The 10,573-nt window shown below is 42.1% G+C and carries 12 protein-coding genes and 1 pseudogene; 4 read left to right on the top strand and 9 right to left on the bottom strand.

The features are described from left to right. Window positions 1–436: 436 nt before the first annotated feature. Both lipA and WMZ97_RS10515 read right to left on the bottom strand, forming a co-directional pair. Window positions 437–1,396 (bottom strand): lipoyl synthase, encoded by a 960-nt coding sequence (lipA, locus tag WMZ97_RS10520; protein WP_343272039.1) that lies wholly within the window; start codon window positions 1,394–1,396, stop codon window positions 437–439. After that, window positions 1,389–2,231 (bottom strand): lipoate--protein ligase family protein, encoded by an 843-nt coding sequence (locus WMZ97_RS10515; RefSeq protein WP_343272038.1) that lies wholly within the window; start codon window positions 2,229–2,231, stop codon window positions 1,389–1,391. The genes lipA and WMZ97_RS10515 overlap by 8 nt, the downstream gene beginning before the upstream one ends. Window positions 2,232–2,522: 291 nt before the next feature. Between WMZ97_RS10515 and WMZ97_RS10510 the strand changes: the two genes are divergently transcribed. Beyond that, complete coding sequence (locus WMZ97_RS10510; RefSeq protein WP_343272037.1) at window positions 2,523–2,957, top strand: GNAT family N-acetyltransferase; 435 nt, start codon at window positions 2,523–2,525, stop codon at window positions 2,955–2,957. A gap of 94 nt (window positions 2,958–3,051) precedes the next feature. Here the strand turns inward: WMZ97_RS10510 and WMZ97_RS10505 are convergent, their stop codons facing one another. Both WMZ97_RS10505 and WMZ97_RS10500 read right to left on the bottom strand, forming a co-directional pair. After that, window positions 3,052–3,999, bottom strand: a complete 948-nt coding sequence (locus tag WMZ97_RS10505) for an LCP family protein (RefSeq protein ID WP_343272036.1) — start codon at window positions 3,997–3,999, stop codon at window positions 3,052–3,054. A 7-nt stretch (window positions 4,000–4,006) separates the two neighbouring features. Then, window positions 4,007–4,651, bottom strand: a complete 645-nt coding sequence (locus WMZ97_RS10500; RefSeq protein ID WP_343272035.1) for a DUF1232 domain-containing protein — start codon at window positions 4,649–4,651, stop codon at window positions 4,007–4,009. 227 nt (window positions 4,652–4,878) lie between these two features. Here WMZ97_RS10500 and WMZ97_RS10495 point away from each other — a divergent pair, with 227 nt between their 5' ends. Beyond that, on the top strand, window positions 4,879–5,637 hold the full coding sequence (locus WMZ97_RS10495; RefSeq protein ID WP_405027677.1) for an ABC transporter ATP-binding protein: 759 nt from the start codon (window positions 4,879–4,881) through the stop codon (window positions 5,635–5,637). A gap of 156 nt (window positions 5,638–5,793) precedes the next feature. Beyond that, a pseudogene (locus WMZ97_RS21905) lies at window positions 5,794–5,883 on the top strand (hypothetical protein); the annotation flags it as partial. A 240-nt stretch (window positions 5,884–6,123) separates the two neighbouring features. Here WMZ97_RS21905 and WMZ97_RS10490 read toward each other — a convergent pair. Then, a complete protein-coding gene (locus tag WMZ97_RS10490; protein ID WP_343272033.1) occupies window positions 6,124–6,672 on the bottom strand; it encodes a YusW family protein in 549 nt (182 codons plus the stop codon). Between the two features lie 114 nt (window positions 6,673–6,786). On the opposite strand from WMZ97_RS10490, the gene WMZ97_RS10485 reads away from it, so the two are divergent. Further along, window positions 6,787–6,984: an SHOCT domain-containing protein gene (locus tag WMZ97_RS10485; RefSeq protein ID WP_343272032.1), complete on the top strand. Its 198-nt coding sequence runs from the start codon at window positions 6,787–6,789 to the stop codon at window positions 6,982–6,984. Between the two features lie 195 nt (window positions 6,985–7,179). On the opposite strand, the gene trpA is transcribed toward WMZ97_RS10485, so the two are convergent. From trpA to trpC, 4 genes are read right to left on the bottom strand one after another with little or no spacing between them, the layout of a single operon-like run. After that, window positions 7,180–7,977 carry a tryptophan synthase subunit alpha gene (gene trpA, locus WMZ97_RS10480; protein WP_343272031.1) on the bottom strand — a complete coding sequence of 266 codons (798 nt, stop codon included), beginning with the start codon at window positions 7,975–7,977 and terminating at the stop codon, window positions 7,180–7,182. Continuing rightward, window positions 7,977–9,176 carry a tryptophan synthase subunit beta gene (trpB, locus tag WMZ97_RS10475; RefSeq protein ID WP_343272030.1) on the bottom strand — a complete coding sequence of 400 codons (1,200 nt, stop codon included), beginning with the start codon at window positions 9,174–9,176 and terminating at the stop codon, window positions 7,977–7,979. The genes trpA and trpB overlap by 1 nt, the downstream gene beginning before the upstream one ends. A 1-nt stretch (window position 9,177) precedes the next feature. After that, on the bottom strand, window positions 9,178–9,786 hold the full coding sequence (locus WMZ97_RS10470) for a phosphoribosylanthranilate isomerase (RefSeq protein ID WP_343272029.1): 609 nt from the start codon (window positions 9,784–9,786) through the stop codon (window positions 9,178–9,180). After that, window positions 9,776–10,573 carry an indole-3-glycerol phosphate synthase TrpC gene (trpC, locus tag WMZ97_RS10465; protein ID WP_343272028.1) on the bottom strand — a complete coding sequence of 266 codons (798 nt, stop codon included), beginning with the start codon at window positions 10,571–10,573 and terminating at the stop codon, window positions 9,776–9,778. Before trpC ends, WMZ97_RS10470 begins: the two co-directional genes overlap by 11 nt.

Below are 10,573 nucleotides of genomic sequence, written 5' to 3'. Positions count from 1 at the left end.
TATTGTAACCAAAAAAAGATACGATTCCTATTATAAATTCGGGAATCATATCTTTTTTGGACTTTTTCAGTGGCCTCGTATAAAATAAGCTGGGTTTTCATCTGGTTAGGAAAGAAAGTATGAAAATTCAGGCTCTATCCAGCTTATAGCAGAGTAGGCCTCGTCCGGTTCCAGCTCCCAGAGGCTAGTATGCAACACCCGCCTCCGTACGATAAGTCAACATTGGTTCGGGGGCAAAGGAAGGCCGACTAAGAACGGGCTGTCGCTCAGGCGTCGGCATACCCCTGTTTTAGTGGCATGTTTCCTTATCTCCTGCGTAGGAATGTTCGGTTAAGACCGCTGCTTTGCGTAGCAACACCGAACCACCCTGCATGGCAGGGCGCAGCATATACGCCGCTAACTGGACGCTTACGCCTTTGTTCTTAGACTAAATCGGTTATTTATTAAATATCTCTACAGAAAAGTCTACTTTCTTATTCTCCTGCTCCTCATATCCTTTCATATAATTAATCCTGCGCTGGGCTGAGGCTTGGCTGACTTGCTCGTCGGCATGGTAGGAAGAGCGGACAAGCGGACCGGATTCACAATGCCGGAATCCTTTTCCCAGTGCGATTTCTTTTAGCTCAGCAAATTCATCTGGATGGTAATAACGTTCCACGTTCAAGTGTTTCTTTGTTGGTTGTAAATACTGTCCGATTGTCATGATGTCGACGTCGTGTGCCAATAAATCATCCATTGCTTCGATAATTTCTTCTTTCGTTTCGCCTAGACCGACCATAATACTTGATTTGGTTGGTGTTTTGGGTGCAATTTCTTTTACCCGTTGCAGCAGCTTCAAGGAGCGGTCATATCTCGCGATTGCACGCACACGCTTGGTTAATCTTCTTACCGTTTCAATGTTGTGGTTGAAAATGTCTGGTTCACTATCCATTAAGGTATGCAGGCTTTCATAATCGCCTTTCATGTCTGATGGCAATATTTCAATCGTGCAACCAGGATTATCTCGGCGAATAGCTCGTACCGTTTCCGCAAATACCGCAGCACCGCCATCATTGAGGTCATCACGAGCGACTGCGGTAACGACGACATGCTTCAAGCCCATAATCGCTACCGATTCGGCCACACGAGCAGGTTCTCCCCAATCAAGTTCATTTGGCAGCCCGGTTTTCACCGCACAAAAACGACAACCGCGGGTACACGTATCACCAAGGATCATAAATGTCGCTGTTTTTCGTTCACTCCAGCATTCATGGATGTTCGGACAGCGTGCTTCCTCGCAAACGGTGTTTAATCGTTTCTCGCGCATAAGTTTTTTTAGCCCGCGGTAGGATTGATTCGTATTAATTTTTGTTTTCAGCCATTCCGGTTTACGTATGTATTCCTCTTGCTTAGCCATTAAGTACACGCCCCTTTGAATGATGTTTGAAATTCCAATCATGATTGCTGTATTTCCTCTTAGCTAGCCGATAAACTTCTTCCCATTGTCCATTGGTCAACTCAAACGGGAACAGTTCGACATCTACTCCTGTTTCAAACCCTTTCTTAAACGCATCTTTCATCGCATTCATTGAAACAGATTTGTTTGCTTCTTGAAAAATGGTTGTTGCTTTTGTATCAAATGCCTGTCTTTTCCTTTCCCGTATATTTTCATTTGGAAAACGAAATAGATCGAAAAGGATGGTTTTATTCATGGAATGTGGAATCGATCCGTGCTGCAGCAATACTCCTTTTTGACGCGTTTGCGCATTGCCGGATATTTTCTTTCCACCCGCCATCAACTCATATAACGCAGGCCGTTCAAAGCAGACCGCTGAACGACTCTTATTGGAGTCCCTTTTCTCGGCATAGTCGACAGTGATTCCCAAATTAGCATAGCCATCAAAAATTCCCTTGGATAAAACATAATAGGCTTCTGTGATGGATGCGGGAATAAAGGACTTCTTTTCAGCAATGACGATGCTGTAAGTCAATTCATCATCGTGCAGGACCGCACTTCCACCGGTCAAGCGACGGACAATTGGCACCCCGTATTTATCCAGCGCTGATAGATCAATTGTTTTGTTGACATCCTGAAAATAGCCAACAGATAAACTTGGTTTGGACCATTGATAAAATCGCAAAACGGGCGGGACTTTGCCCTCGCTGTGCCAGGTGAGCAACAATTCATCTAATGCCATATTTGTTGCAGCATCATGTACTCCAGTGTCTAAAAAACCCCATGTATCTTGCAACCGTATCACCTCCGTTTGTTAAAATGCTGAAGTGGATAGCGGTTTATTTGTATGTAACTACTACCCACGCCACATGCCAAATCTAAAAACCCTAGTAAAATTGTGTGTTTTATTTCAATATGTTCATGGTATATGGAAAATGCTTTATTGTAAAGTGAATTAGAAATTTTAGCTGTTCAGGTAATTTTCCTAAGGTATAATGAAAATAAAGAATACCCGTTGCAACCGTTGTGACACATATGTACTTGAAGAAAGCAGTAAACCAGATTGGATAGTAGGGAGGAACGTAGTGTGTTAGAAACAAACAACATAAAGGAATTAACAGATAAAGACGCTTGGTTGGATGCCTTTTTGCTTATCAATCAACTACGAACCCATTTAGATAAGGAAGCATACCTCAATCATTTGACAAGGATGCGGAAACAGGGCTATAAGCTATTTGCTTTGTATCATCAGGGAGATATGGTTGCCGTGGCCGGTGCGGAAATATCAACGAACTTTTACTATGGGCGCCATGTGTGGGTGTATGATTTAGTGACGGACACGAAGCATCGTTCAAACGGTTATGGGGAACAATTACTTCATTACATAGAAGAGTGGGGAAAAGAAAACAGCTGTGAAAAAGTAGCCTTGTCTTCGGGGTTGCAACGAGAAGATGCTCACCGGTTTTATGAAGAAAAAAGGAATTTTGATCGGGCGAGTTATGTGTTTGTGAAGCGTATTTAAAAATGCGAAAGGCTACCCCTTGTTAAAAGTGTTAAGGGGTAGCTCCTTTTCAGGGGTTCTGTTAATAAATACTCAATGGCCATGAGTTGTAAACCTATTCGCTACCTTGAGTAGAAAAAAAGGTATTCAATGCCTGTCTGTTTGTTTCTACATCAATATCAAGGACGGCACCCACATCAACTCTTTCATCCGTATAGGAATCTTTTATGGGAATACGCAATGTCTCCATGTCACTTGATTTTTTTGTTAGAAGGCTTTTGCCGATCGTAAACAGTGCCTTCGAATCAATATTTGTATCCACATATCCATTTACTGTCCCAAGTACCTTAGGAAGCCTGGCTAAACTGGTGAAACTAACTGCTTGCTCCCTTACTTTAGACAGTACCTCCTGTTGACGTTCGACACGTCCGAAGTCGCTACGGCTATCTTTTCGAAAACGTACATAACCTAACAGTTTTTCGCCATGTAAGGTCTGTTTCCCTGGCGGAAGAGTCATCCCGATTCCGGTAGACATTTCATTTTGTATATCTACTTCTATTCCATTTGGTGCCAGCAAATCTATCAATTTGGGAAAGCCTTCAAAATTAACAACCGCGTAATAATTAATATCAATACCAAAGTTCTGTTTGATCGTTTGTCTTAACAATTCAGGCCCACCAAAAGAATAGGCAGCATTTAGCTTCTGCATGCCGTAACCGGGAATTTCTACATAGGTATCACGCATTAAGGATGCTAATTTTACTTGCTGTGTATCTTGGTTATAATCTGCAATCATTAACGTATCTGATCGTCCCTGTTCTCCTGTTCTTGCATCGCTGCCAATCAAAAGGATTTTCATTTCACCGACATGGACTTTTTCTCCTTGAAAGGGTTGAATGGTGCTGCTGTCCTTTTCAGGTGATACACTACTTGCACTTGATAAACCTTGTTGATATTGATATACGCTATAGACTGCTAGTATGCTTATGATGATGCCGAGACCTAACAGGGACTTTTTCACCCATTTTCTTGTTTTTCTTTTTTTCGTTCTTCTTGTATGCAAATTTATTTCACCCTTCTTTTTCTAGTACGTTCATGACAAGCTGTACAGCAACGGCGTCATCTAAATAGCCAATTGGAAATAAATAATCAGGCACGACATCAACAGGGATAATGAAATACAACAAAGCGCTCCCGATCAAGGTTAGTGCCTGTGGAGAACCGTTTTTAAAACGAAAACGTTCATAGAAATTCTTTAAGTGATTAATAAATGGACCAACACTGTCAATCTTCTTTAACTTTTCCTCAAAGCCAGAGAATATAGTGGTTTTGCCGTCTTCGGTCTGCACGTATTTTTCGTAGTCCGTTAGTTTGTTACTAATCTGATCAATTGAAACATCTGGTGACGATGCATGAAATAGACGTTGGATATGTTCCATGTATTGGTTATGTTCGTCGGCAGCATGCTTTTCTGGATTCATTTCATAGCCGGCAGCATCTAGTAACCGATTCATAGATATGTCAAGACAGTCAGAAAATCTGGCCAGGTGTTCAAGAGTGGCCTTGCGTTTGCCATTGATAATGCGGGAAATGGTTGCAGTATCAATTTTCGTCAAGTCACTCAATCTACGCATGGATAGTGAGTGTTTATCTAATAAATGCTTTAATATGCGTCCTAATTGATTAGGTTGATGATTCTCGTTTTCTCCCATCATAAAACAACCTCCATTAAATTTTTAAATACCGTTGTACATTATACAACATAATATATGATTTATTGACATTTTGTCAACGTTGAATTGTATCTTAGATAAATCTGTATACGATGTCGCCCTTAAATAGTTAAAATTATTTGTCTTTATTCTCGCTAAAATGTACCATATAAGGTATTCATCATGTACTGGTTAAGAAGGGAAGCGAGACAGTGAGTAGAATAGTAGAGATGCAGGATGTTTCATGGAAGCGACAGGGGAAAACGATTTTATCTCATATTGATTGGGAAGTCTCTAAAGGTGAACATTGGGCTGTTTTGGGGCTAAATGGTTCCGGTAAGACCACACTGTTGAACATGATTAACGGCTACATTTGGCCAACAACGGGGAAGGTTTCCGTACTGGATCAGCCGTTCGGTCAGACTGATATCAGGCAATTGCGTAAATCGATTGGCTGGGTTAGTTCGTCGCTTCAGGAGCGTATCAAAGGAACTGAGCTTACGGAAAATATTGTTGTTAGTGGAAAGTATGCTTCGATTGGATTATATGACACACCGACTAAAGCGGATTTTCAACGGGCATACCAGCTTATGGAACAATTAGGCTGCAGTCATTTGGCTGGACGCACGTATCAAACATGTTCCCAAGGTGAAAGGCAAAAGGTTCTGATCGCGCGTGGATTAATGGGGTCACCAAAGCTGTTAATTTTGGACGAACCAACAAACGGGCTGGATTTCATCTCCCGCGAAGAGCTAATGGCTTCCATTAATCATCTGGCAAGCCAAGCAGAAGCGCCAACGATTTTATTTGTAACCCATCATATAGAAGAGATATTGCCAGTGTTCACCCATACGTTATTGTTGAAGCAGGGGACCGTTTTTGCTGAAGGGGATCGTGAGGATATGTTATCAAAGGAGCGTTTGTCAACATTTTTTGATATGCCGGTGCAGGTTGGCTGGCGTGAGGAACGGGCGTGGATGACGAGGTAATGTGTTTTGGTTACAGTAAGTAGGGCAATTAAGGTTTTTTAGTAGAATGTACAATAGGCAAACATCTCATGCTTTCGGTATGGGATGTTTTTTGGTTGAATAGATTAGCTCGAAATAATAAAAGTGGTAAAATGGAGGTAACAGAGTAGGAAAAATCAAGTTGCAATTCCTTCCGATGTGGGGGGACAGCTACATCTAAATGAGGGAGAGCAATTAGAGGTAACAATCGAAAACAGTCATATTTAAAAGAGCATATAAAAAATTGGATAAGCAATCACAAAAAGTAATAAATGAAGTATTGATTGTATTAGTTAATGATTTTTCCCACCCAACATGAATTTGCGAATTACCAATCTCAAAAACCTGATACACTCATTTTGCGTGTCATTGCGGGCATTTGTGATCGTACATTAGAAAATCGGCTTTTGGCCGCTGTGGTGTGCAATCAAAGTAAAATAGGAAGAAGGCCCTTAAAAGACCACCTTCCTATTTTTTATCTTCAAATCCAACCTTCGTATTATCCTCAAACGTTAGTTCAATCTCAAATTTTGTGTAGTCTGAAGGCAAATCAAATGCTTTCAGGGCCTGATCAATCGCATCTTGTTTTTTCGTGTCGCGGTCAATGGTTACGTTTTTAAGCTGCGGGTAGATCTTATCAAATGCTTCTTTCCCTTTTGTATCAATATTATCTTTTATGGAGTCTTCAATTTCTGATTCGACGTCGCCTGTACCGCTGTCTTGCTCAATTTCTGCCTCATATTCCTTGTTTTTTCCATAGCTAACTTCCAATTCAAAATCGGTATAGTCCAAGTCCTTCATTTTATCCCTCATGTAATCTTGATCATTATCAGCAGAATCGTTCATTTCATTACTGTTTCCATTATCATTGTTATCATTATCTGTCTGATTCTGATCTTGATCGCTTCCAGCATTGCCGTTATCATTAGCAGCATTGCTACTATCGTCCTGCGTACCACATGCAGCTAAGAAAAAGGACAATAAGAGCACGGCCAACAATGGTATGATCCGTTTCATTATAAAACCCTCCTTGTTTTATCGTTATTGCCATTTTCAGAATGAACTAAACGTCATGTTCCATGCTTAAAAATATCTCTGAGCGGTAATATAAGTTTATAAGAGGTGATTAGCGTGTATATCTTTAGTGCGTTTTCCATAAGATTGGTCATATCCATTATCATTGCCATCGTGTTGTTGTGGATCCTTTTTCGCTTTAGGGCTAATAAAAATGATGAGGGAAGTTCGCTGGAAATCATGCAAGAACGATTGGAAAAAGGAGAAATTTCACAGGAGGAGTATGATAAAGCGCGGAGGAAGCAGGGAAAATAAAGATTTATAGTAACGGCAAAAGAAAAAAGACCATTGTGTGGTTTACACATGGTCTTCTTAACATGCCATTTTATTTGCTCATTACCTCTTTTATCCCACTCTTAAAGAGCAGCAAGACTCTCCTTCAAGATTTTGAGGGGAGTCAAAAAAGATAAGTGGAGGCCAACTGCTCGTTAAGGCGGGATAAAGTTTGCTTTAATACGTTGAAACAGAATCCCGTTGATTGCTCAATGAAATCAACTTCTTAATCTCCCTACGCTTTCCCTTATCAAACAAATCAACAATCTTACTTCCGACCACAACCCCATCACAGGCAGAACCCAGATCCAGTGCTTGTTCCGGGGTGGATACGCCAAAACCTGCTAAAACAGGAACACGAGACATTTGCTTTAACTGTTGCAGATAGTCTTTTACGTTTGCCTGGTGCACCGCTCTTGCTCCAGTTGTACCGGTAACCGAAACCGCATATAAGAACCCTTCTGTATGGTTGGCAATTTGTTGCAGGCGTTCAGCCGGGCTGGTTAATGCGGCTAAGCGAATCAATGCAATACCGTTCGTCTGCAAATCATCTGCAATGATAGCTTCTTCTTCCAGTGGCAAATCGGGAATGATCACCCCATCAACACCGGCAGCTGCACAATCTATGGCAAATTTTTCAATCCCATAGATAAAAATCGGATTTAAATAAGCCATAAAAATAATCGGCATGGTAAATGTACCTTTAAAGCCTTTTACTGTTTCCAGAACGTTTGTTAGCGTGGTACCATTATTTAATGCACGTATACCAGCGTCTTGAATCGTTGGACCGTCTGCTACTGGATCGGAAAAAGGGATCCCTAACTCCACGGCAGTTGCCCCACAATCTTGTAAGAATTGCAGTCGTTCTTCTAAATTGTCTAATCCGCCGTCTCCGGCCATAATATAGGGGACAAACAGTTTTTCATTGGCGGCTAATTTTTCTCGAAATACGTCATCCATACGTTGTTTACCCATTAATCTTCCCCCTCCAATGCAGCTTTTACTTGTTCTACATCTTTATCTCCACGTCCGGATAGACAGATAACTATTGATTGGTTAGCATCCATTTCTTTGGCAAGCTTTATTGCGTATGCAACAGCGTGCGCACTTTCCAATGCAGGGATAATTCCTTCGACCTTTGATAAATACTGAAACGCCTCCAGTGCTTCTTTGTCGGTTATCGATGAATAGGTTACCCTTGATGTATCGTGCAGGTGACTATGTTCCGGCCCGACACCAGGGTAGTCCAGACCTGCAGAAATGGAAAATGCCTCCTGAATTTGGCCGTGTTCATCCTGTAATAAATGCGTCATAGTTCCGTGCAGGATGCCGACTTTGCCACCGGTAAGCGTTGCCGCATGCTGATTGGTTTCCAGTCCGGCACCGGCAGCTTCTACTCCATAAAGTTTCACGGATTCATCCTCAACAAATGGATAAAACATTCCCATCGCATTACTTCCACCACCAATACAGGCAATAACTGCATCCGGCAGACCGCCAACCTGTTCGGCAAATTGTTTTTTCGTTTCATTGCCGATCACGGCCTGGAAGTCACGCACGATTTTTGGGAATGGGTGTGGCCCGGTAACTGAACCCAGGATGTAATGGGTATCTTCTACATGACTGACCCAGTATCGCAATGCTTCATTGACCGCATCCTTCAATGTGCCACTGCCTTGGGCGACGCTTCTTACTTCCGCACCAAGTAATTCCATTCGAAACACGTTCAGCTTTTGTCTCTCAATATCTTTTTCACCCATGAAAACAATACATTCCAGTCCAAGCAGGGCACACACCGTCGCAGTCGCAACTCCGTGTTGTCCGGCTCCTGTTTCAGCGACCACTTTTTGTTTTCCCATCCGTTTGGTAAGCAGGGCCTGACCGATTGTATTGTTGATTTTATGCGCACCAGTGTGATTTAAATCTTCTCGTTTCAGATAAATTTTTGGTCCGCCTAGCTGTTTAGTAATACCTTCTGCAAAATATAACGGCGTTTCCCGTCCAACATATTGCTTTAAGTAGTAGCTTACTTCCTTGATAAACTCCGGATCCTTTAATGCTTTCTCATGTGCCTCTTCCAGTTCAAATAGTGCGGGCATTAATAATTCGGGTACAAATTGGCCGCCAAACTTTCCGTAGCGTCCTGTTTTGTCTGGCATAGTGTATGTCGCCATGTTATTCATCCTTTCTTTTTGCATTTGCGATAAATTGGTTGATTTTTTCCGTATCCTTTTTTCCGTTCGTTTCTACGCCGCTTGATACATCAACACCAGCAGGCCTGGCGGTATCGATGGCTTCTTGGATATTTTCCGGTTTGAGACCGCCAGCTAAGATAATTTTGTCGTGATTCAAGTTTATTTTAGTAAGCAATCCCCAGTCAAATGTGGTCCCATTGCCGCCACGGTTGGGACCCTTGGGACTGTCCAGCAAGTAATATTCACAAGGGTAGGATGTGATTGCCTCCAAGTTATCCGGTTTCACAGAAAAAGCTTTGATGACCGGATAATCTAATTGTTTCGCATATTCTGGTGTCTCATCACCATGCAACTGGATGAAGTCAAGCCCAACCTGTTTGGCGATTTTTTTGACGTTTTCTAATGATTCATTGACAAACACGCCAACCTTTTTTACAGATGCAGGTATCGTTGCAGCGATTGTTTGGGCATTTGCCGGTGTAATCTGTCGTTTGCTGGGAGCGAAGACAAAGCCAATAAAGTCAGTCCCCGCTTGAACAGCGGCATCAGCAGCTTTCTTGGTTGTGATTCCACAAATTTTAACGCGCATTCTCAGTAGTCCTCCTTGTTGGTATCTGGATATCTTGGAATGTTTTTGCTAGATTGTTCGAACGCATCAATGTTTCCCCAACTAATACGCCTTTTACACCAGCATTTCCTAATCGTACGACATCCGTGTGTGTTTTGACACCACTTTCGCCAATAATTAGTGTGTTTGGACTGGTGACCATGGGGGCTAGGTTTTCCGTTACCTGTAAATCAACGTCAAAGGTTTTTAGATTACGGTTATTGATGCCAATGATGTCTGCTTCCATCTCCTGTGCTCTGTTCATCTCCGTTTCATTGTGTACTTCCACAAGGACATCCAGGTCATGATGTTTGGCATAGGTGTATAATTGCTGTAATGTGTCCTGATCAAGTGCTGCAACAATGAGTAAAATGATTGAGGCACCGGCAGCTTTTGCCTGATCAATCTGAATCGGATCAACGATGAAGTCTTTACATAATAACGGGATATTTACTGCCTCCCGTACGGCAATCAGGTCATCCATCGAGCCTTTGAAAAATGTGTTATCAGTTAATACGGAAATGCCTCCCGCACCATACGCTTCATATTGTTTTGCTTGCTCTACGGGGTCCACCTGCAAATCAATCGCTCCTTTGGATGGGGAGGCACGTTTGATCTCTGCAATCACGTTCATATGATTGGATGCAGAAAATGTTTGTTTGATGGACGGGATAACTTTCTTTGTGCCTTTCGCGAAAGGACTGGTTTGTGCCTGTAACTGGGCAACTTCTTTTTTCTTTTGTTGTAGGATGTCAGCTAAAATCGTCAC

Source organism: Lentibacillus songyuanensis (assembly GCF_039548255.1).
Lineage (GTDB): Bacteria > Bacillota > Bacilli > Bacillales > Amphibacillaceae > Lentibacillus_C > Lentibacillus_C songyuanensis.
Note: the sequence above shows the minus strand (reverse complement) of the source record. Positions and strands in the feature narration are given on the sequence as shown.

What these genes read in the sequence shown, in the direction of transcription:
- lipA (WP_343272039.1), bottom strand. Translation starts at nt 1,396, where the DNA reads ATGGCTAAGCAAGAGGAATACATACGTAAACCGGAATGGCTGAAAACA.
- WMZ97_RS10500 (WP_343272035.1), bottom strand. Translation starts at nt 4,651, where the DNA reads ATGATGGGAGAAAACGAGAATCATCAACCTAATCAATTAGGACGCATA.
- WMZ97_RS10495 (WP_405027677.1), top strand. Translation starts at nt 4,879, where the DNA reads ATGCAGGATGTTTCATGGAAGCGACAGGGGAAAACGATTTTATCTCAT.
- WMZ97_RS10490 (WP_343272033.1), bottom strand. Translation starts at nt 6,672, where the DNA reads ATGAAACGGATCATACCATTGTTGGCCGTGCTCTTATTGTCCTTTTTC.
- trpA (WP_343272031.1), bottom strand. Translation starts at nt 7,977, where the DNA reads ATGGGTAAACAACGTATGGATGACGTATTTCGAGAAAAATTAGCCGCC.
- trpB (WP_343272030.1), bottom strand. Translation starts at nt 9,176, where the DNA reads ATGGCGACATACACTATGCCAGACAAAACAGGACGCTACGGAAAGTTT.
- WMZ97_RS10470 (WP_343272029.1), bottom strand. Translation starts at nt 9,786, where the DNA reads ATGCGCGTTAAAATTTGTGGAATCACAACCAAGAAAGCTGCTGATGCC.